The organism is Amycolatopsis cihanbeyliensis, from assembly GCF_006715045.1.
Classification (GTDB): Bacteria; Actinomycetota; Actinomycetes; order Mycobacteriales; family Pseudonocardiaceae; genus Amycolatopsis; species Amycolatopsis cihanbeyliensis.
In genome coordinates, this window is sequence record NZ_VFML01000001.1 from 2,778,054 (window position 1) to 2,797,247 (window position 19,194).

Sequence of the window (19,194 nt, forward strand, 5' to 3'; positions counted from 1 at the left end):
CGATGGGCAAGGTCGATACTCCCCGTGGCGCGCCACCAGCGCCACGGCCCCGGCCGCAGATGTCGGCCGCCATCGCTCGGGCGCCGGTGGTCAGCGCCCCACGCGTGGACGGTGTGTGATCAGCGAGCCCGTTTCACCATGTTTTCGACTGCGTCGATGACCGTGGCCGGCCGGTCGGCTGGGATGTCGTGCGAACTGCCCTCGGCGACGACGAGTCGCCGGTTCGGCGCCACCCGCGCGAACTCCTGCCGCGCCTTTCGCCAGAGCTCCGCGTCCTCGTGTGTGGGAAACGGCGTCGTGGCGGACACGATCACGTCAGTGGGTATGCTGGCGGGCCAGGTCAGCCCGGCCTCGCCCTCGACGCGGAAACGGTCGACCCACTTGTACACCGTGGCCCGAGACACGCCCGGCTGCTCAGCGATCCGCGCCGCCGGACATCCGGCGTCATAACACTCCGCCGTCAGGCGGCGAGCGAACACAGTGGTACGAGCATTACCGTGTGACACGAGGACCTCCAGGGCCAGTAGCTGCTTCAGACACAGCCACTTCGCCCGGAGGCCCTCTCTTCGATCAAGCCGACACGCTGTCAACAACCTGCCGAGTCACGACCTCAGCAGGTGGGTGGTTTCGGTGGCCGCGAGGTCGATACCGGCGGGGGTGTTCGCGTCCCGCGGGAGGCGTAGGGCGATGGAGACGCGGATGCGCTCGCGCTGTCGCGCTGGGCCAGCAGTCCCATGCCACCGCTGATCGCGAAGGCGCTGCCGGGGCCGACCAGTCGGGCCGGCAGATCCGGGTGGCGGGTTTCGACGTCGTCGAACCAGGCCCCGGCGCACACCGTCCTACAGCCCCACCGGGCAACTGCTCGCCGCCCGCCAACACAGCAGCGGCATCACCGCACAGGCGCCGACCAGGTTCGACCCACCGGCGCCGTAAAGGAGTGAGGCCCCGACCGATATTCGAACGAAAGCCTCACCTCCGTCCGCGATACGGTGGCCCGAATCTCAGTCGAGCACGGCGAACGCCTCGACCTCGACGAGCACGTCGGGCTCGAACAGGTAGTCGACGCCGATCGCCGACAAGGGTGGCAACGGCCGCGGTATCCCGAGCTCGTCCGCGACTCGCTCGACACCCGCGATGAAGTCGTGGTACTTGTCCGGGCTCCAGTGGGTGACGAAGAACCGGAGGCGTACGACGTCGGCGAAGGTTGCTCCGGCACCTGCCAGGCCGCGCGCCGTATTGCGTAGCACGTGTGCGACCTGGCCGGCGAGGTCACCTGTGGCGACAGGATTGCCCTCGGCGTCGCGCGCGATCTGGCCGGCCACATGTACCTCGCGAGTACCCGTGCTGATCGAGACGTGGTGATACGGAACGGGAGCGAACATGCCCTCCGGGGTCAGCAACTGCACGGCCATGGGGTGTCCCTTTCACTGTGAAGTAGGTATCCAAGATCTACCTGGTATTGCAAGGGAACTTCAACGAGACTAGGTGTCGTGCAGGAAACCGCCCCACCGCATCCGGACAGCCCTCAACTCACCGAGCAACACCGCGAGTTGCTCGACCAAGTCCTCGACAAGTGGTCGCTCCAGGTCCTCGACGCACTGTGCGAGGGACCGTTGCGCTTCAACGGGCTCCGCCGGGCAATCCCAGTCGTGACACAGAAGTCACTCACGGCCGCGCTTCGGCGCCTGGAACGCAATGGGATGGTCGAGCGCATCGTCACGGGTACGCGCCCACTCGCCGTCGAGTACCGCATCACACCGCTCGGAAGGTCTTTGCAAGACCTCATCGACGCACTCCTGCACTGGACCACCGTCACGTTGCCGGACGTCGAGCGCGCCCGAGCGCACTTCGATACCCAGGTTCGAACTGAAGAAATGCCATCGCTGTGAGGCTGGCGATCGGGCCACTCGCCGGATCAGCCGGCGCGATCCGGTTCAGTGTGGCGCCGTGGCGCGGCCCGCGAGCAATTGTCAATAGTTGTGGATCATGTTGTGTCGGATGCTTGGTGTCAGGTGAGTTGTCCGGTCTGGTGTAGGTGGTCGAAGATGAGTTGGTCGACGGGGGATACGCGGTCGCGGTCGGCGTAGGTCAGCCAGATGAGTTCTTCGATCTCGCTGCTGGGGGTCAGGGTGCCTTGATAGTCGGCGGTGTAGCAGGTCATGCGCACCGTGATGCCGGTGGCGTGACCGTGTGCTTGAGCTTGGAAGGTGCCAGCGTGTGTCGCGCTGGCGGGCGCGATGGTGACGGCGAGTTCTTCGTTGATCTCCCGGATGAGGGTCTGGATGTCGGTTTCGCCTGGTTCGCGTATGCCACCGGGAATGTAGTACACGTCCTTGCCGTGTGAGCGCGTACTGAGGATCTTGCCGCCTTCCAGCCGGATCCACGCGATCTTGTCTATGGCCGTCATAGTTTCCTTCCTGGCTCGGTGGGGTTGGGTTCAGGCGGCGTGTTCATCGGGGCGTTCGACGAGTTGACCGTCGGCGAAGGTGGCGCCGGCGCGGACGAGCGCGACCAGCTGCGGTGCGTTCACCGCGCGACAGCGGGCCTGGGCGGACTCGATGAGCTTGAACGCCATCGCGAGCCCGGCGGCTCGCGAGCCGGGACCTTTCGTGATCGACGTTCAGCAATGACAGGGTGATCACATCATCACCCACAAGATCGCTGACACTCCCGTCGAGATGCTCGCTGTGGAGGGTGAATCCGTAGGGCGCGTACCAGTTCGGGTCGGCGGAGTATTCGGGGTTGAGGGGCAGCGCGACGAATCGTCCTCCGGGACGGAGTGCTTCGGCTGTGCCTCGGCACATGTCGTCCAGGTGTTGCCTGGATTCGGCGTAGGGAAGGACAGAGACGCCGACGACGAGATCGAACGTTCCCGCGGCACCAGGGGTGAGCGGTGCGCGGTAGACGCCGAGCGCCCATACCGTCCTTGGTGGTCTCGACGTAGTGGTCCAGGATGAGCCCGCCGCGGGGAGCCAGCCGGGGGGAGCCAGCCGGGGCAGCCCCCTTGGGCGTTCCGACCGGGCCGCGTACCGGGTTCGCGCAACTCGGTATGTCTGCCAATAGGCCAAACCGTGGACAAAGGTCGAGCTTCAGCACGTACGTAGGGGCTGCTACGTAGTTCTGGCGATGTCGCGGGGGTGTGATCGCGGGACGGTGTGTGCCTGTGGCCGGGCCGTGAGGGTTGGGCCAGGGGTGTGAGGAGAGGGTGTCATGAGTCGTGTGCGCCGCAGTGTCGCGGCCGTCGCGGTCGCTGTCGTGGCTGCTGTCGGGGTCATCATCCCGTCGTGGGTGCCAGCGTCGGCGGAGTCGCCGGCCGCTGCCGAGCGGGATCCGGTGATTCTGATTCACGGGTTGTTCGGCAGCCCGAGTAACTGGGCGGAGGTGACGGCTTCGTTGAAGGAGGCCGGGTACACCGACGATCAGGTTTTCACGTTCGGTTACAACACGACAACGCAGTCCAACGTCATCACCGCGGAGCAACTCGGTGCGGAGGTCGATGAGGTGCTGACTCGTACTGGTGCGTCGAAGGTGGACGTGGTGGGGCACTCGATGGGCAGCCTCAACAGCCGCTACTGCATCAAGTACGACGCGTGCGCGGGCAAGGTGGATGACTGGGTGTCGCTGGCCGGGCCGAATAACGGCACGTTCAGCGCAGGACTGTGCGCGTGGCAGGTGACCTGCCGTGAAATGCAGCCCCGTTCCGATTTCATCAGGAAACTCAACACGGGCGGGGCGTTGCCCGGCGACGTCGAGGGCACAGTGATCTGGTCCCCGAACGACGGCGTGGTCATGCCGGCCACCAGTTCGGTGTTGGACGGGGTGAACAACATCGAGGTGCCCGGAGTCGGTCATCTCGCGATGCTGCGCGATGACAAGGTCGCCGGGTTGCTGGTGCAGGCGCTGGCGTGACGGGCAACTGCGTGGTCCGCGGGATCAGTTCTCGTGGACCGCGCGGCGTTCGATGACCCAGGCGGTGAGCTGTGTGCGGTTGCTGAAATCCAGCTTTGTCAAGATGTGCTGGACGTGGGTGTCGGCGGTGCGTGGGGCGATGACCAGACGGCGCGCGATTTCCCGGTTCGTCATCCCGGCCGCGACCAAATCGGCCACCTCCGCCTCCCGGTGGGTCAGTGGGGACGGCGAGTGACCGGGCTGCGATGACATCGTGGTTCCGTCCTCGCCGCAGCCGGGGGCGGCGTCGGCCGGGGGCATCGACCGGCCCTCGGTGAACGCGCGCTCGAACCGGTCTACGCCGAGCGCGTCGCGTGTGGTGTCGCGGAAGCCTCGGTGCGGGATCGACACGGCGACATCGGGTGTCGCTCCGCAGCGGTCCCACATGGTCGCCGCCGCGCCGAACAGCTGTGCCGCCCGTGTGTGCCTGCCTTGGCGCGACGCGACCCAGGCCAGTCCGTCGACCCGGTAGGCGGCGGAGAGCCTGTCGCCGGTGCGCAGGTCGATCCGCAGCGCTTCGCTCATCGCCTTCTCTGCGATATCGGCGTCGCCGAACCACACCTCGACGACGCCGATCCCGAACAGAGCCATCGACCGGTAGTGGCTGTCCCCGGCGTCCTCACACATCGACAGCATCCGGTGTAGCAGGGCTCGCGCGGTGTCCAGGTCACCGCGGTAGGCCACCGAGACGCCGAGGATGAACAGTGGATGCATCTGCCTGCGGGTCTCGCCCCGTTCGGCGAAGGCCCGCACCGCCTCCGCGGCCAACTCCACAGCCGGTTCGGTGTTCAACATCGCGGCGAAGCTACGCACGTAGCTCAGGTGCACGTGGGCCTCCGCGTCGTCGAGCTTGCCTGCTTCGTTCAGGCGGGCATGGGCGAGGGGCAGGTCGGAATGGAACAGCGCGCATAGCGCCGAGGTGCTCAACGCGAGCGCCCGGCCCGGCTCGTCCTCGGGCACGGCGGCCGGCGCGCGATCGATCCAGTCACGGGCTTCGCGTGGGGCACCGCTCATCACCAGGTACTCGGACAGGTGGGTCGCCATGCGCAGCGCCATGGTGGCCTCGCCGGGTTCACCGAGCGACCACGTCAACGCGACGCGGAGGTTCGCCTGCTCGGCACGCAGCCGGTCCATCCATTCCAGCTGGCGGGGCCCGAACCACCCGGCGTCGGCATCCTCGGCCAGCTGGGCGTAGTAGTCGCGGTGCCTGCGGGCGATCTCGGTGTCCGCGTTCTGGGCGACCAGTCGCTCGTGGCCGTAGTCGCGCAGCGTCTCCAGCATCCGGTAGCGCACGGTTGTGGTGCCGTCCTCGCGCAGCAACACCGACATGTCGATCAGGCTGTCCACGGCGGCAAGCACCTCCTCGCCGCGCACGCCGTGGCCCGCGCAGACGTACTCGGCCGCGGCCAGGTCGAACGATCCGGCGAACACCGAGCACCGTGACCACACCGCGCGTTCGGCCTCGGTGCACAACGCGAAACTCCAGTCCGCCGTGGCCCGCAGGGTCCGCTGCCGTTCGGGCCGGGTACGAGCAGCGGTGGTCAACAGGCTGAAGCGGTCTTCCAGCCGCTGCGCGATCTGCTGCGGAGACAGTGCCCGGATGCGGGCCGCGGCGAGTTCGATGCCCAGCGGCAACCCGTCCACGCGGCGGCACACGCTGGCCACGTCCGGCCCGTTGTCGTCGGTGAGCCGGAACGAGGGCAACACCGAGCAGGCCCGCTCGACGAACAGCTGAACGGCATCACTGGCAGCCAGCTCACGCACGGTCGTCGTGTGTTCGGGTGGGACGGTCAGTGGCGGCACGGTGTGCACGTGTTCACCGGCAACCCCGAGGGATCTGCGGCCGGTGGACAGCACCACCAGATGGGGGCAGTGGCGCAGCAGCGTGCTGACCAGCTCGGCACAGTCCTCGATCAGATGCTCGCAGTTGTCGAGCACGAGCAGGAGTTGTTTCTCGCGCAGGTAGCCGGCGACGGTGTCGAGAGCGGGCTGGTGCGATCGGTCGTGCAGGCCCAGCCGGTGCGCGATCAGTCCGGTGAGCAGGCGAGCGTCGCGCACCTCGGACAGCGCCACTTCAAGGACGCCGTCGGCGAACGCTCGGCTGACCGTGGTGGCGCTGTGTTGGGCCAGACGGGTCTTTCCCACACCGCCCGGACCGGTCAGCGTGACCAGCCGTGCGAGACCGAGCAGCCGGCGTACCTCGACGCCCTCCTGCTGCCGGCCGACGTAAGTGGTCAGCTCACTGCGCAGGCACACCCGGCTTGTCTGGTACTGGCGCTCGTCTCTGTCGTCGGTATCCGCCCACATCTGTCATTCGCCTCGAACAGTTTCGCCACGCGGGGATTCGGGCCGGAGCATCCGGATGGCCAGCTTGGCGTAGGCGTCGGCGAGGTCGGCGGGCCCGTAGCCGGGGGTGGGCACGAACCAGTACGGGGCGCGCACGCCCATGCTCGCGATCGCCGCTGTGGTGGCGATGAGCCCGGCGCCGTCGAACAAGCCCAGCTCGGCGCCGCGTCTGCCCGCTTCGACGGCGAGGCGCTCGGTGCGTTCCCGGAGCGTGAGCGCCTCCGCCGCCCGCTCCGGGGAGAGGTGGTGCAGCTCGTCGTTGGTGACGATGGCCAGCAGCGGGTAGGTGACATGGCTGAGGACATGGGTGCGGACCAGTTCCCGGACCTGGCTGACCGGGTCCGGGTCGCAGCTGGCGAGGGTCCGCTCGAACGCGGCGTGCAGATCACGATGTCCGATGAGGACCAGGCGAGCCAGGATGTCCTCCTTGGCGGGGAAATGCTCGTACAGACTGGGCGCCTTGATCCCCACCGCCGCCGCGATCTGCCGGACGCTGGTGGCCGGGTAGCCGTGGTGGGCGAACCGGCGCAGCGATTCCAGCAGGATGCGCAGCTCGGTGCCCTCGCTGCTGCCGGGCGGCAGCCGCGGCTCCACCGCACGGACCCTGGTCAGTGCGGTGAAGTCGCGGGCTTCACGGTTCTCGCTCAGCGGGGCAGCCCTTCTGCTCAAGAGACAGGGAGTCCTGGGAGGACATTGTCGGTCTTGTCGTTGCGGCGCACATCGCTCCACTCCGGGTCGGTGCACAGTCCGCAGGACGGGCCGGTGAACTCGACCTTGGCCTGCTCGTCGCCCATCAGCCGATAAGCGAACCACGCCGTCAGGACGCCACGGAACCGGCCGCCGTTCCCGGCTGGCTCGAAGTGCCCGGCACCGGCGAGTTCGGCGTAGACCGCGGGAACCTGGATGGCCGCCTCATAGAACGGAAGCACGATCGTCCCAGGCTTGACGATCTTGTCGTCCTGCCCGGCGAGGAACAGTGTGGGGCCGTGCAGCGCGCTCGAGTCGGCGAGTGGCCCGGGCTGCAACGCGATCGTCGTGGTGATGACCGGGTCGGTGCCCGCATTGATCGCACCGGCACCGCCCTGCGAATGCCCGGCAGAACCGATCGCGCCCGTGTCGACCTTCTGGTAGTACAAGCTGCCCGGCCGGTCGTTCTCCCGGACGAGCCACCGAGCGCCGTCCAGCATCGCCTGCCCGCTGTTGGCGAACGGGGTGTTCGCCGCCGCGACGATGAACCCGTACGAAGCCCAGTGCCGCAGCAAACCGTCATACGCCACAGGTGTCGCGCCCGTGCCGTTCCCCCAGACGATCACCGGATGCTTGCCACCCTGCTCGGCGAGGCCGGCAGGCCGGTAGAAGGTATGTGCGAGCCCGACTTCCACGACCACCTCTGAGGGCCCCGGATCAGCCCAATGTTCCGCGACCGAAACAACCGCCGAATCAGCGGCCCCCACGCCTTGCGCGGGCGGCACAACCAGCACCATCGCGACCGCGACCACGACAGCGAGCAGGAGACCACGAAGACGAAGCATCCTACATCCTCCCTAACGACTGTTAGGGACAGTTGCAGCACGGCCCACCACTGTCAACCAGCCCCTGGCACCCCTTCCAAGTGACACGCGTGACCAGCCGAAGCAGCACGCGGAGCCGATCAGGCAGGCGTGACCGACAGCGATCGTGAGCGCGAGGCGCGGTTCCAGTGGCCGGTGACCGAGCACGTCGTGTCGGCCGCGCTGGCCGGACACGAGCTACGCGCCACGTCCATGGAGATCGACGAAGAACGGCAACTGCGCCCCGCCGCCGACGACATCACCGGTCACCTCGTTCAGGATTGCGGCCACATCGTTCCACTGGACCGGCCCGAGGCACTGCTCCGCCTCCCGGCCCCTTCCTCACCGCCGACCAGCACGACGGATCGCGTGATCGCACACTTCCGCGGTAGCCGGGTGATACTCACATCGGCAGAAGAGTGCGCAGTGAGGTGATCTCACCGACTTTCACGTGATGCGGCCGTGCTCGAAATGGGTGAGGACGAGCGCGGCTTGGACGATGGTGCCGATCTTGCGGGGGCTGGGCCGAGCACGCTGATCCCTCGCTGAAGCTGTGTTCGAGTCATCCCAGGGTAAGCGCGCGCCGACAACGCTGCACAGGTGGCCAGGACCAGGGTGGATTCGCTGCTCTCCTCTGTTGCGGTCGACTGTGCTACGTTCGCAATGGCGTCGAGCGTCCGAGGTCCCGGTGCCTCCGCTGACGACGCCGAGGGTGTGGGGCACCCGCTTCACGCAATCACACGGTGTAACCTGTGCAGACGTGACCATCAGCGGGCCGGGCCCGCAGAAATGGATCACGAATGCCTTCCACTCCGCGCCGCAAGCTTCGGCTGGGCCGCTGCACACCCAGTCAGCAACGACCAACAGCGGCGTCTACTCAACCAGGCGATCTTCCACGCCCTCTACATCGAGGACGACAAGATCACAGACGGTGATCTCCGTGAGCCCTTCAGCACGCTCCACACCATCCAAGGTCAGCGGACCGCAGCAACCGGCGCGGAGGGCACAAACAAAAGGACCAACCGCGATGCGGATGGTCCTTGCTCACCATCAGGCGTCGCGGTCCTACTTCGCGGCCTTCATTCAGACACTTGTTCTAGTAAGACCCCTAGGGTGGAGCTGAGGGGAATCGAACCCCTGACCTTCTCGATGCGAACGAGACGCGCTACCAACTGCGCTACAGCCCCTTGGCGGAAGCTCGACGAGCATAACAGCCGGTGCCGGCCCGCCGAACGGGTGGGTCCCTACTCGCCTGCCGCTCGCCGGAAGGGGGCTGGACCGGGTTCGTCGAGCTCGTGGAACGCCGGGTCCTCGTCGTCGGGGTCCACCACGACGGCGTTCTGCCGGGTGCGGGCGGTCGGCATGGGCTGGCGCTCCACGCCGGGGATCTCCCTGCGCGGCGTAGGTGGCGCGGGCGCCGGAGCCGGTGCCGCGGCCTGCGCGGCCGACTCCTGGGGGTCCGCGCGGGGGCTGCGACCGGAGGCGTTGAACCTGGCCATCCGCCGCTGCCGGATCTCCTCCTCGATCCGGACCTGCCTGCGCAAATAGACCAGGTACCCCACCAGGGTGAGGTCGACGGCGCCGTGCACCCACCACAGCACCGGCAGCAGGAACCCGGCGAGTGCCCCGGTGACCACGGCGACCAGCAGCAGCGCGACCACTACGCGCTGGCGGTAGGCATACTTGGCGCGGGCGGCGATCTCGGCGGCCTCGGGGTCGAACCCGCCGCGGCCAGGCCGATACGGGCGGCCCGAACCGGCTCCACGGTCGGACCCGCCGGTAGCGCGCGGATGCGCGGTCTCCTCGGGCGCCATCGGTTCCTCGTCGGAGAGGTCGTCGAGCTCATCGACGTCATCATCGAGATCGGCGTCGAAGCCGTCCTCGACGTCCTCATCGAGGTCGGCCGGGTCATCGATGTCCCGGGCATGATAGTCCGCCGCGCCCGGGGCGTCCTCGTCCTCGGCCGGCGTGTCCCGTTCTGACTGCGCGTTTTCGGACAAGGCGAACTCCTTCCGCCGACTGACGAACGCGCCGTTCCCCCTCCCGCTCCGCACGACCCTCGCCGCCAGTGCGGAATCGTTGGTCCGTGCGATTTCCTGGCGCTTGCGCGCGATCATCGGAACAAGAACGACGAGCCATGCCGCGGCAAGCGCGACAATGATCAACGAGCTCGGCATCTCCCGTCACCTCCCCCGACTACGACTCCTGTAGTCACGCTAGCCACAGGAGTAACAGATCGAGCGGAGGCACGCCGGAACGGATCTTGAAAAGGAGTCACCGAATACGGTGAAGATCACAGCGGGTGTGTAACGCTAGCCTGCCTGTTCGGCCAGCCCGGCCGCGACGAGCTGCCGCACCAAGCCTTCGCCGGTTTCCTCCGCTGTCAACGCGAAGCACAGGTGGTCACGCCAGTCCCCCGCGACATCGAGGTAACGCTGGAACAGCCCTTCCTTCCGGAAGCCCACCTTGGCGAGCACGCGCAGGCTCGCGGTGTTCTCCGGCCGCACGGTTGCCTCGATCCGGTGCAATCCCGCGTCACCGAACGCATGATCGACGGCCAGTGCGACGGCCCCGGTCGCCAGCCCCTTGCCCGCCAGTTCCGCCGACACCCAGTAGCCGATCCACGCCGAGCGCAACGAGGACCTGATGACATTGCCCAGGGTGAGCTGCCCGGCGAACCGCCCGTCCAGGGTGATCGCGAACGGCAGGCAGTACCCTCGCCTTGCCAGCCCGCGCAATGCCCACCACTGCGCCACCCAGGCCGACAGCCCGTTGCGCTCCTGCCAGCTCCCGGTCGCGGTCGGCTCCCAGTTCTCCAGGTAGATCCGGTCCCGCAGCCGGATGCGGCTCCACTCCGCGCCGTCCCGCAACCGCACCGGTCGTAGCGCGAGCTGCCCGCCGGCGACCCGGAGCGGCCCCACCCTCGCGGGCCAGCCGGGGTGGCGTGGTTCGACCGTGTACTGCGCGGGCTGCCCCGGTGTGGACATGTCCACCACGACGCTACGCGCGCTGGGCGAGGAAGGTCACGTTCACCTGCTCACCGGCAGCCACCTCGGTCAGGTCCTCCTCCACGGTGATCAGGCAGTTCGCCTCGGCCAGCGAGGCAAGCAGGTGCGCCCCGGACGTGCCCAGCGGCTGTACCAGGTACTCGCCGTTGGACTCGTCCCGCAGCAGCTGCCCCCGCAGGAAGCCCTTCCGGCCGGCGGCTGAGGTGATCGGGGACAGCAACCGGGCACCGACCACCCTGCGGTGCGGGTTACGGGTACCCCGCGCGAGCCGGATCAGCGGCCGGATCAGCACTTCGAACACCACCAGCGCACTCATCGGGTTCGCGGGCAGCAGGAAGGTCGGCACCGAGTCCGGGCCCAGCCTGCCGAAGCCCTGCACCGAACCGGGATGCATGGCGACCCTGGTCATGTCGATCCGGCCGAGGTCGGACAGCGTGGCCCGGACCTCCTCGCCCGCGTTCCCGCCCGCACCGCCCGCCACCACGACGACCTCGGACATCAGCAGCCTGCCCTCGACGGTCTCCCGCAGCTTCCGCGCGTCGCTGGGCACGATGCCGACCCTGCTGACCTCCGCGCCGGCGTCCCGCGCCGCCGCGGCGAGGGCATAGGAGTTGACGTCGTACACCTGACCGACCGAGGGGGTGCGGTCGATGTCCACCAGCTCGTCGCCCACCGAGACGACCGACACCCGGGGCCGGGGGTAGACCAGCACCTTGGAGCGCCCGACCGCGGCCAGCAGCCCGACCTGCGCCGAACCGATGGTGTCACCCTGCCGGACCGCCACATCGCCGATCTGCACGTCCTCCCCGGTACGCCGGACGTACCCGGCCGAGGGCACACCCTGGTGCACGGTCACCCGTGCCTGGTGGCCGTCGGAATAGGAGGTGGGCACCACCGCGTCGGCCAGGGTCGGCAGCGGGGCTCCGGTGGCAACCCGCACGGCCTGCCCGGGCTGCAGCCTGCGCGGCTGCCGTGAACCGGCCGGGATCTCCCCGACCACCGGCAGCTGGACGGGCTCCTCCCCCGCGGTGCGCACGTCCACGCTGCGCACCGCGTAACCGTCCACCGCGGCCTGGTCGAAGCCGGGCAGGGCGTCCTCGGCCACGACCTCCTCCGCGCACAGCAGCCCCTGAGCCTCCGAGATCGCCACCCGCACCGGCCGCGGGCGCACCGCGGCGTCGAGCACGAGCGAGAGCTGCCGATCGGCAGGGCGGAACTCGGTCGCGGGCTCGGTCGCGTCCGGTTTCTCAGTGGCGTAGGTCGGCTCGGGTCCGGTCATGAGCGTAGAGTTCCGATTCGTTCTGCTAGCCAGGTACGCAGGGATGGCCCGTACTCAGGATCCTCGAGGGCGAAGTCCACCGCAGCACGGAGGAACCCACCGGGGTTACCGAGGTCGTGTCTGCCGCCCCGGTGGACCACGACATGCACTGGATGTCCCTCCTCGATCAGCAGCGCAACGGCGTCGGTCAGCTGCAGTTCCCCGCCCGAACCGGGGGTGATCCGGCCGAGCGCGTCGAAGATCGCCCGGTCCAGCAGGTACCGGCCCGCGGCGGCGAGGGTGGACGGCGCCTGGTCCGGCGCGGGCTTCTCCACCATGCCGTGCACGCGCTTGACGTCGTCATCGGCGGTCTCGGCGACATCGAACACCCCGTAGGCGGAGATCTGCTCGCGCGGCACGTCGAACGCGCACAGCACGCTGCCACCGTGCGCGGCGCGCACCTCGGCCATCCGGCTGAGCACTCCGGTCGGCAGCACCAGGTCGTCCGGCAGCAGCACGGCCACGCAGGTGTCCTCGGGGCCGAGGTTGGGCTCGGCCTGCGCCACGGCGTGTCCGAGGCCGAGCGCCTCGTGCTGGATCGCCACCTCGACGTCCAGCAGTCCCGGCCCCCTGCGCACCTTCTCCAGCAGTGCGGTCTTGCCCTTGCGCTCCAGCGTCTCCTCCAGCTCCGGCGAGCCACGGAAGTAGCCGACCACCGCCTCCTTACCCGGCGAGGTCACGATCACCAGGCGTTTCGCGCCCGACTCCGCGGCCTCACCGGCCACCAGCTCGATCCCCGGCGTGTCCACCACCGGGAGCAGTTCCTTGGGTACGACCTTGGTGGTCGGCAGGAACCTGGTGCCGAGGCCCGCGGCCGGCACGATCGCGGTTCGGAACGTCTGGTCTGTTTCGGCGCCCGTCATGGGCGCAAAGCCTAACCTGGGGTGGTGCATGGTTGCGGCAATGAGCGCCCCGGCAAGGCCGAGTGGCGCGAATGGTTGACGGCCCGGCGGGCGGAGGTCTCGGTCCAGCAGCGGGTCGGCGAGGCGAGCGCACTGGCCACGGCGGTGGCGGAGATCACGGCGGAGGTGGTCTGCTGCTACCTGCCGTTCGGGACCGAGCCCGGTTCGCTCGCCCTGCTCGACGTGCTGCGCGAGCGGGGAATCAGGGTGCTGCTCCCGGTGGTCCCCGGGGAACCCGGACCGCTGGACTGGGCCGAGTACACCGGGACATCCGGCCTGGTCAGCGGCAGGTTCCGCGGGTTGCTGGAGCCCGCGGGAACGCGGCTGGGCCCGGCCGCCCTCGGCACGGCCGGGGTGGTGCTGGTGCCCGCGCTCGCGGTCGACCGCGCGGGGGTACGGCTGGGCAGGGGCGCGGGCTACTACGACCGCTCGCTCGGCTTCGCCGCGCCGGACGCCCACCTGGTGGCCGTGGTCCGGGACGCCGAGCTGGTCGATCGCCTGCCCGCGGAGGAGCACGACATCCGCATGGCCGCCGCATTAACCCCCGGTCGGGGGATGGTTCGGTTACCCTCTCCCGATCCGGTGTGACGAACCTACGTTTGCGCTTCGGGAACGCTGTACCGCAGAATTGCGTTAGCACTCTTGTACCCCGAGTGCCAGCGCGTGAAGGAGCACCCGTGCCCACCTACCAGTACGCCTGTAAGGAATGCGACCACCGCTTCGAGACGGTGCAGTCGTTCTCCGACCCGAGCCTGACCGACTGCCCCGAGTGCTCGGGTACGCTGCGCAAGCTGTACGGCGCGGTCGGGGTGATCTTCAAGGGCAGCGGTTTCTACCGCAACGACGCGCGTTCCGACTCCGGGAAGTCCAGCCGGAACGGCTCCTCCACCGACTCCGCCGACGCAGGTGGCGGCGGCGAGACGGCGAAGTCCGAGAAGGCCGAGTCCGGTTCCGGCGGCTCGGACTCCGGGAAGTCCGAGGCCGCCAAGTCCTCCGGCTCCAGCGGCTCCGACAGCGGCGGTTCGTCCTCGTCCACCTCGTCCTCGGGGTCGGGCGGCTCGTCCGGATCCTCCTCCAGCACGAAGGCCACCGCCGCAGCGTCCTGACGGTTGTCCACATCGGCCGGGTTGTCCACAGCTCGGCCCTTCGCCGCTTTCCCGCGGGGTATGCCCCTGTCTAACGTCGGTTGAACCGAGTGGCGGACCGGCCGCCCTCGCGACCGGAAACGGGGGCGGTCATGGGTGGAACATCCGACACCGACCGGCTACGGGACCGGGCATCGCCCGCGTGGCTGCGCGGCCTGCTCAGCGGCAGGCGTGCGGTGCTGCTGCGCCGCGCGCTCGCCGTGTTGCTGCTGGTCGCCGCCGGGACACTCGCCGTCTACCCCACCTCTGCCGATGGTGGTGACGAGGGGCTGCCGACCGTGGTGTCGGCGCGCGATCTCCCTTCCGGCGGGACGCTCCGCCCTGCCGACCTGCGCGTGGCGACGGTTCCCGCCGACCTGCGCCCGCACGGTGCACTGAGCGTTCCGGAGGCCGCCGCCGGCAGGGTGCTCACCGGTGCCGCCCGGGCAGGCGAGCCGATCACCGACGCCCGGCTGATGGATCCGGCGTCCACGGCACCCGGCACCTCCACGGTCCCGGTCCGGCTCGCCGACGCGGGCGTGGCCGAGCTACTGCATTCCGGTCGCAGAGTGGATGTGGTGACGGTCGGCCCCGGCGAGGAGGGTCGAAAAGTGCTGCCCGGTCCCGCCACGGTGCTCACCGTGGCGGCCGCGGGCGACCAGCCACGGGACGGACCCGCGCGGCGCGAGGCCGAGCCGCTGGTGCTGCTGTCCGTGCCGGTGGAGGACGCGACCCGACTCGCTGCCGTATCGCTGGCCCACCCGGTAGCCATTACCCTCCGGTAGCGATTTCCGGAACCGGCGCAGCGGGAGTAAAGGCATGTTCAAGGGCTTCAAGGACTTCATCATGCGCGGCAACGTGATCGATCTCGCGGTGGCGGTGGTCATCGGTACCGCGTTCACCGCGATCGTCACGGCGTTCACCGACGGTCTGATCAAGCCGTTGATCAATGCCATGGGTGGGTCCGAAGCCGGGCAGGGCCTCGGTTTCCGCGTCCTCGAGGACAACGAGTCCACCTTCATGGACATCGGGGGCGTGCTCAACGCGGCGATCAACTTCCTGCTCGTCGCTGCGGTGGTGTACTTCGTCATCGTCCTGCCGGTGCAGAAGCTGAAGGCCCGGCGCAAGCGAGGGGAGGAGCCCGGCCCGGCGGCGCCGACCGACACCGAACTGCTGGCCGAGATCCGGGATCTGCTCCGTGAGCAGCGGGGGAAGTCCTGAACGAAACCCGGCAGCACCCGCTACCGGTCCCCGTGATGGGGCGGCCGGTTCTCCAGGTACCAGGAGTCCGTACCGGTGGCCTGCTCGCGCGGCTCGCGTTCGTCCGAAGTGGTGTCCGGCAGTACCTCGCCGAACACCTCGTCGAGTGTGCGCCGCGCGGCGTCCCGCCGCGGCCGGCGCGGCGGTTCGCCCGCGGGCACCTGCTCGGTCATCAGCTCAGGCCTGTGCCTCCTCCAGCCCGGACAACTCGCCGATCACATACGGGACCAGCCCGGACAGGGTCGCCATCCCGTCCCGCACCGCGGCGCGGGAGCCGGCCAGGTTCACGACCAGGGTGCTGCCGGACACCCCGACCAGGCCACGGGAGATTCCCGCGTCCACCGCGCCCGCGGCGAGGCCCGACGAGCGCAATGCCTCGCCGATCCCCGGGATGGGCCGGTCCAGCACGCCCGACGTGGCGTCCGGGGTGACATCCCTCGGCGACACTCCGGTGCCGCCGACGGTGATCACCAGGTCGGCACCACCGATCACGGCCGTGTTGAGCGCGTTGCGAATCGCCACGGTCTCCGCATGCACGACGACCGTGCCGTCGACGATGAACCCAGCCTCTTCCAGCAACTCGGTGACGAGCGGACCGGCGGTGTCCGCGTTCTCGCCATGAGCTGCACGGTCATCGACGATCACCACGAGGGCGCGGCCGAGCCGCTGTGCACTCCGTTCCATGACCCCCACCGTAGCCGGTCCGCACCGGCGCGATCGCACCGCACGATCGGCCGATCGTGCGGTAGAGATATGACCGAACGCTTACGCCCGCGCGGTCCCGGCTGCGCCGCGGGCTACCGACCCCTAGCGTGAGGGTGTGCGCGTTCTCGTGACCGGAGGAGCCGGGTTCATCGGCTCCCACATCGCCGACCTGCTGGCCGGCGAGGGCCACCGGCCGGTCGTGCTGGACAGCTTGCTGCCCACGGCACACGGCTCGACCACCGCTCCGGAGTACACCGGAGCGCACCGGTTCGTCCGGGGCGACGTCACCGACCCGGCGACGCTGGACGGCCTGCTCTCCGAAGTGGACGTCGTCTGCCACCAGGCCGCGGTGGTCGGTCACGGCGTGGACCCGACCGACGCGCCCTCCTATGCGCTGCACAACGACTACGGCACCGCGGTTCTGCTGGCCGGCATGTACCGAGCGGGGCTGCGCAAGCTGGTGCTCGCCTCCTCGATGGTGGTCTACGGGGAGGGCCGATACTCCTGCGCCGACCACGGCATCGTGTCCCCCGCCCCGCGCACCCGGGCCGATACCGATGCCGGGTGCTTCGAACCCCGCTGCCCCGGCTGCGGCGCCGAGCTCGCCTCGGTGCTGGTGCCCGAGGACGCCCCGCCTGCCCCGCGCAGCACCTACGCCGCCAGCAAGCTCGCCCAGGAGAGCCTCGCCGGGGCGTGGGCCCGGCAGACCGGCGGGTCGGTGTGGGCCCTGCGTTACCACAACGTGTACGGCCCCCGGATGCCGCAGAACACCCCGTACGCGGGGGTGGCCTCGCTGTTCCGGTCCGCCCTGCGTCGTGGGGAGGCGCCCGGGGTGCTCGAGGACGGCCGTCAGCGGCGCGACTTCGTCCATGTGCGCGACGTCGCGCGGGCCAACCTGCTCGCACTGACGGTCGAGACCGAGCCCGGCGAGCTGGTGCCGGTGAACGTCTGTTCCGGAGAACCACACACCGTCGGCGAGCTCGCGGCCGAGCTGGCCAGGGCATGCGGCGGGCCGCAACCCCGGGTACTCGGCGGCCTGCGGCCCGCGGACGTGCGGCATGTCGTCGCCGATCCCGCCCGCGCCGAGAAGCTGCTGGGTTTCACCGCGCACACCGGTTTCGCCGAGGGCATCACCGCCTTCGCCACCGACCCCCTCCGCGACCCGACCCAGCCCGGTCCGGCAGGGCCCTGAACGGCACTATAGGGACGTTCAACGTCGCGAACGGCACTTTTGGGTCATCTGACGTCCGAAACGCCACGTTCAGGGCGCCTCAGGGGGCGGCCAGGGGCAGGCGGACTTCGAAGCGGCAGCCGTGGCCGTCGTTGCGGACGCCGATCTTGCCCCGATGGGCCTCGACCAGGCCCTTGGCGATGGCCAGACCGAGCCCGCCGCCGGCGGTGCTCACGCCGCGTTCGGGGGTGCGGGCCTGCGTGCCGCGGAAGGCCACGTCGAACACCCTGCCGATCTCGTCCTCGGGGATGCCGCCGCAGGAGTCGTTCACCGACAGCAGGGCGTCGCCGCCCTCCACGCCGACCTGCACGGCGACCGTGCCGTCCGGTGGGGTGTGCCGGATCGCGTTGGACACCAGGTTGCGCACCACCCTGGCCAGCTCGGGATCGCTGCCGGCCACCACGGGCCAGGACTGGGCGCTGGCCAGCACCCGCACCCGCTTCCGGTCGGCAAGCGGAGCCTGCGCGGCCACCGCGTCGCTGACGATGTCCCGCAGCGGCACCGCGGACAGGGTCAGCTCGAGGGCGCCCGCGGTGATCCGGGACAGCTCGAACAGGTCGTCCACCATGGCGGAAAGGCGGGTCGCCTCCCCGCTGATCCGGCCCGCGTAACCGGCGACCTCCTCGGGCTCGGCGACCACACCGTCGGCAAGTGCCTCGGCCATCGCACGGATGCCGGACAGCGGGCTGCGCAGGTCGTGGCTGATCCAGGCGACCAGTTCCCGCCGGGAGGCCTCGGCCGCGCGTTCCCGTTGCCGCGCCTCGTGCTCCCACACGCTGCGCCGCGCGATCGCCCTGCCGAGCAGGATCGCCACCGGCACGGTGATCAGCGCGACCAGCAGGCAGACGACCAGCATCGTGGTCAGCGTGGCGTTGAACATGAACCCGCTGACCCCGAGCACGCCGACCAGCGAGGCCAGCACCGGGACCAGCACCAGCACGGTCAGCGTGCTGGCCAGCGAGCGATGCCGCAGCCAGTACAGCAGCAGCCCGCCCAGCAGGGCGATCGGCAGGGCCACCGCCAGCGCCACCGGCAGGATGTGCCAGATGTGCGCGAGGAACTGGCTGAAGGACTCGTTCGGCTTGATCACGACTGCCGTCCCGGCTGTCCGGTGTCGTAGCGATAGCCCACGCCCCATACCGTGGCCACCCTTGTCGGCTTGGCCGGATCGCGCTCGATCTTCTCCCGCAACCGTCGCACATGGACGGTCACAGTGGACTGGTCACCGAAATCCCAGCCCCACACCTTCTCCAGCAGGTCCGCTCGGGAGTACGCGGTTCCGGGGTGGCTCAGGAAGAACGCGAGCAGGTCGAACTCCCGCGTGGTCAGCGGCAGCTCGGCACCGTCGAGAACGGCCTGCCGCGCGTCCAGCCGCAGCAGCAGGTCACCGTCGGCCAGCTCGGTACGGGTCGGCTGCCTGCGGGGCATCCGCGCCCTGCGCAGCACCGAGGCGACCCGCAGCGCCAGCTCGCGCGGGCTGAACGGTTTGGTCACGTAGTCGTCCGCGCCGAGTTGCAGCCCGGCGATCCGGTTCTCCTCCTCGCCGAGCGCGGTCAGCATCACCACCGGCACCTCGCTGGTCTGCCGCAGCCGGCGGCACACCTCCAGGCCGTTGATCCCCGGCATCATCACGTCCAGCACCACCAGGTCGGCCGGCCGGTCCGCGAAGCTGCGCAACGCCTCCGCCCCGTCCCCCGCCACGTCGACCGTGAAGCCCGCGAGCTCGAGATAGCGGCGCACCACATCGCGCACCGTCTCGTCGTCGTCGACCACCAGCACCCTGCCGGCCGCTTCGCTCATCT

The 19,194-nt window shown here is 69.5% G+C and carries 22 protein-coding genes, 1 tRNA gene and 1 pseudogene; 8 read left to right on the plus strand and 16 right to left on the minus strand.

The window, feature by feature from the left end:
- Positions 1–119: 119 nt before the first annotated feature.
- Both FB471_RS12195 and FB471_RS12200 read right to left on the minus strand, forming a co-directional pair.
- Positions 120–506 (minus strand): helix-turn-helix domain-containing protein, encoded by a 387-nt coding sequence (locus tag FB471_RS12195; protein WP_170220791.1) that lies wholly within the window; start codon positions 504–506, stop codon positions 120–122.
- Positions 507–1,001: 495 nt separating this feature from the next.
- Positions 1,002–1,412 (minus strand): RidA family protein, encoded by a 411-nt coding sequence (locus FB471_RS12200; RefSeq protein ID WP_141997918.1) that lies wholly within the window; start codon positions 1,410–1,412, stop codon positions 1,002–1,004.
- A 78-nt stretch (positions 1,413–1,490) separates the two neighbouring features.
- Here FB471_RS12200 and FB471_RS12205 point away from each other — a divergent pair, with 78 nt between their 5' ends.
- On the plus strand, positions 1,491–1,889 hold the full coding sequence (locus FB471_RS12205; RefSeq protein WP_141997920.1) for a winged helix-turn-helix transcriptional regulator: 399 nt from the start codon (positions 1,491–1,493) through the stop codon (positions 1,887–1,889).
- A 119-nt stretch (positions 1,890–2,008) separates the two neighbouring features.
- On the opposite strand, the gene FB471_RS12210 is transcribed toward FB471_RS12205, so the two are convergent.
- Positions 2,009–2,407: an NUDIX hydrolase gene (locus FB471_RS12210; RefSeq protein ID WP_141997922.1), complete on the minus strand. Its 399-nt coding sequence runs from the start codon at positions 2,405–2,407 to the stop codon at positions 2,009–2,011.
- A 30-nt stretch (positions 2,408–2,437) separates the two neighbouring features.
- Positions 2,438–2,620 (minus strand): annotated as a pseudogene (locus FB471_RS12215) (IS256 family transposase); the annotation flags it as partial.
- A gap of 590 nt (positions 2,621–3,210) precedes the next feature.
- On the opposite strand from FB471_RS12215, the gene FB471_RS12220 reads away from it, so the two are divergent.
- Positions 3,211–3,909, plus strand: a complete 699-nt coding sequence (locus tag FB471_RS12220) for a lipase family alpha/beta hydrolase (RefSeq protein WP_141997924.1) — start codon at positions 3,211–3,213, stop codon at positions 3,907–3,909.
- Positions 3,910–3,933: 24 nt separating this feature from the next.
- Here the strand turns inward: FB471_RS12220 and FB471_RS12225 are convergent, their stop codons facing one another.
- The 3 genes from FB471_RS12225 to FB471_RS12235 are packed head-to-tail and all read right to left on the minus strand — an operon-like array spanning position 3,934 to position 7,793.
- The gene (locus tag FB471_RS12225; protein WP_141997926.1) at positions 3,934–6,255 is read right to left on the minus strand and encodes an ATP-binding protein; all 2,322 of its coding nucleotides are present in this window, start codon (positions 6,253–6,255) and stop codon (positions 3,934–3,936) included.
- Between the two features lie 3 nt (positions 6,256–6,258).
- On the minus strand, positions 6,259–6,963 hold the full coding sequence (locus tag FB471_RS12230; RefSeq protein ID WP_170220792.1) for a TetR/AcrR family transcriptional regulator: 705 nt from the start codon (positions 6,961–6,963) through the stop codon (positions 6,259–6,261).
- Complete coding sequence (locus tag FB471_RS12235; protein ID WP_246076366.1) at positions 6,960–7,793, minus strand: poly(ethylene terephthalate) hydrolase family protein; 834 nt, start codon at positions 7,791–7,793, stop codon at positions 6,960–6,962. Before FB471_RS12235 ends, FB471_RS12230 begins: the two co-directional genes overlap by 4 nt.
- Positions 7,794–8,000: 207 nt before the next feature.
- Here FB471_RS12235 and FB471_RS35060 point away from each other — a divergent pair, with 207 nt between their 5' ends.
- Positions 8,001–8,279: a hypothetical protein gene (locus tag FB471_RS35060; RefSeq protein WP_246076367.1), complete on the plus strand. Its 279-nt coding sequence runs from the start codon at positions 8,001–8,003 to the stop codon at positions 8,277–8,279.
- Between the two features lie 679 nt (positions 8,280–8,958).
- On the opposite strand, the gene FB471_RS12250 is transcribed toward FB471_RS35060, so the two are convergent.
- From FB471_RS12250 to FB471_RS12270, 5 genes are all read right to left on the minus strand, one after another.
- A tRNA-Ala gene (locus tag FB471_RS12250) sits at positions 8,959–9,031 on the minus strand.
- A 57-nt stretch (positions 9,032–9,088) separates the two neighbouring features.
- Positions 9,089–10,021: a divisome protein SepX/GlpR gene (sepX, locus tag FB471_RS12255; protein WP_141997933.1), complete on the minus strand. Its 933-nt coding sequence runs from the start codon at positions 10,019–10,021 to the stop codon at positions 9,089–9,091.
- A 135-nt stretch (positions 10,022–10,156) separates the two neighbouring features.
- The gene (locus tag FB471_RS12260; RefSeq protein WP_141997935.1) at positions 10,157–10,831 is read right to left on the minus strand and encodes a GNAT family N-acetyltransferase; all 675 of its coding nucleotides are present in this window, start codon (positions 10,829–10,831) and stop codon (positions 10,157–10,159) included.
- A gap of 13 nt (positions 10,832–10,844) precedes the next feature.
- The gene (gene glp / locus FB471_RS12265) at positions 10,845–12,131 is read right to left on the minus strand and encodes a molybdotransferase-like divisome protein Glp (protein WP_141997937.1); all 1,287 of its coding nucleotides are present in this window, start codon (positions 12,129–12,131) and stop codon (positions 10,845–10,847) included.
- A complete protein-coding gene (locus FB471_RS12270) occupies positions 12,128–13,033 on the minus strand; it encodes a UTP--glucose-1-phosphate uridylyltransferase (protein WP_141997939.1) in 906 nt (301 codons plus the stop codon). The genes glp and FB471_RS12270 overlap by 4 nt, the downstream gene beginning before the upstream one ends.
- A gap of 24 nt (positions 13,034–13,057) precedes the next feature.
- On the opposite strand from FB471_RS12270, the gene FB471_RS12275 reads away from it, so the two are divergent.
- The 4 genes from FB471_RS12275 to mscL all read left to right on the plus strand — a co-directional run bounded on the left by FB471_RS12275 (position 13,058) and on the right by mscL (position 15,417).
- A complete protein-coding gene (locus FB471_RS12275) occupies positions 13,058–13,660 on the plus strand; it encodes a 5-formyltetrahydrofolate cyclo-ligase (RefSeq protein ID WP_141997941.1) in 603 nt (200 codons plus the stop codon).
- Between the two features lie 89 nt (positions 13,661–13,749).
- Entirely contained in the window at positions 13,750–14,178 is a 429-nt protein-coding gene (locus FB471_RS12280; protein WP_141997943.1) for an FmdB family zinc ribbon protein, read from the plus strand.
- 131 nt (positions 14,179–14,309) lie between these two features.
- Positions 14,310–14,981, plus strand: coding sequence for an SAF domain-containing protein (locus tag FB471_RS12285; protein WP_141997945.1), 672 nt, complete (start codon positions 14,310–14,312; stop codon positions 14,979–14,981).
- Between the two features lie 34 nt (positions 14,982–15,015).
- On the plus strand, positions 15,016–15,417 hold the full coding sequence (gene mscL, locus FB471_RS12290; protein ID WP_141997947.1) for a large-conductance mechanosensitive channel protein MscL: 402 nt from the start codon (positions 15,016–15,018) through the stop codon (positions 15,415–15,417).
- Between the two features lie 20 nt (positions 15,418–15,437).
- Here mscL and FB471_RS12295 read toward each other — a convergent pair whose 3' ends face one another.
- A complete protein-coding gene (locus FB471_RS12295; RefSeq protein WP_141997949.1) occupies positions 15,438–15,629 on the minus strand; it encodes a hypothetical protein in 192 nt (63 codons plus the stop codon).
- Between the two features lie 4 nt (positions 15,630–15,633).
- A complete protein-coding gene (locus FB471_RS12300; RefSeq protein ID WP_141997951.1) occupies positions 15,634–16,140 on the minus strand; it encodes a MogA/MoaB family molybdenum cofactor biosynthesis protein in 507 nt (168 codons plus the stop codon).
- Positions 16,141–16,276: 136 nt separating this feature from the next.
- On the opposite strand from FB471_RS12300, the gene FB471_RS12305 reads away from it, so the two are divergent.
- A complete protein-coding gene (locus tag FB471_RS12305; protein WP_141997953.1) occupies positions 16,277–17,353 on the plus strand; it encodes an NAD-dependent epimerase/dehydratase family protein in 1,077 nt (358 codons plus the stop codon).
- Positions 17,354–17,432: 79 nt separating this feature from the next.
- Here FB471_RS12305 and FB471_RS12310 read toward each other — a convergent pair whose 3' ends face one another.
- Together FB471_RS12310 and FB471_RS12315 are read right to left on the minus strand one after the other, a co-directional pair.
- Positions 17,433–18,482, minus strand: coding sequence for a sensor histidine kinase (locus tag FB471_RS12310; RefSeq protein ID WP_141997955.1), 1,050 nt, complete (start codon positions 18,480–18,482; stop codon positions 17,433–17,435).
- Positions 18,479–19,192, minus strand: coding sequence for a response regulator transcription factor (locus FB471_RS12315; RefSeq protein WP_141997957.1), 714 nt, complete (start codon positions 19,190–19,192; stop codon positions 18,479–18,481). The genes FB471_RS12310 and FB471_RS12315 overlap by 4 nt, the downstream gene beginning before the upstream one ends.
- Between the last annotated feature and the right edge of the window lie 2 nt (positions 19,193–19,194).

Bases quoted from the DNA above. Each gene is read 5' to 3' on its own strand.
- FB471_RS12200 (WP_141997918.1), bottom strand. From the start codon at position 1,412: ATGGCCGTGCAGTTGCTGACCCCGGAGGGCATGTTCGCTCCCGTTCCG.
- FB471_RS12210 (WP_141997922.1), bottom strand. From the start codon at position 2,407: ATGACGGCCATAGACAAGATCGCGTGGATCCGGCTGGAAGGCGGCAAG.
- FB471_RS12220 (WP_141997924.1), top strand. From the start codon at position 3,211: ATGAGTCGTGTGCGCCGCAGTGTCGCGGCCGTCGCGGTCGCTGTCGTG.
- FB471_RS12225 (WP_141997926.1), bottom strand. From the start codon at position 6,255: ATGTGGGCGGATACCGACGACAGAGACGAGCGCCAGTACCAGACAAGC.
- sepX (WP_141997933.1), bottom strand. From the start codon at position 10,021: ATGCCGAGCTCGTTGATCATTGTCGCGCTTGCCGCGGCATGGCTCGTC.
- FB471_RS12260 (WP_141997935.1), bottom strand. From the start codon at position 10,831: ATGTCCACACCGGGGCAGCCCGCGCAGTACACGGTCGAACCACGCCAC.
- glp (WP_141997937.1), bottom strand. From the start codon at position 12,131: ATGACCGGACCCGAGCCGACCTACGCCACTGAGAAACCGGACGCGACC.
- FB471_RS12270 (WP_141997939.1), bottom strand. From the start codon at position 13,033: ATGACGGGCGCCGAAACAGACCAGACGTTCCGAACCGCGATCGTGCCG.
- FB471_RS12285 (WP_141997945.1), top strand. From the start codon at position 14,310: ATGGGTGGAACATCCGACACCGACCGGCTACGGGACCGGGCATCGCCC.
- mscL (WP_141997947.1), top strand. From the start codon at position 15,016: ATGTTCAAGGGCTTCAAGGACTTCATCATGCGCGGCAACGTGATCGAT.
- FB471_RS12295 (WP_141997949.1), bottom strand. From the start codon at position 15,629: ATGACCGAGCAGGTGCCCGCGGGCGAACCGCCGCGCCGGCCGCGGCGG.
- FB471_RS12300 (WP_141997951.1), bottom strand. From the start codon at position 16,140: ATGGAACGGAGTGCACAGCGGCTCGGCCGCGCCCTCGTGGTGATCGTC.
- FB471_RS12315 (WP_141997957.1), bottom strand. From the start codon at position 19,192: ATGAGCGAAGCGGCCGGCAGGGTGCTGGTGGTCGACGACGACGAGACG.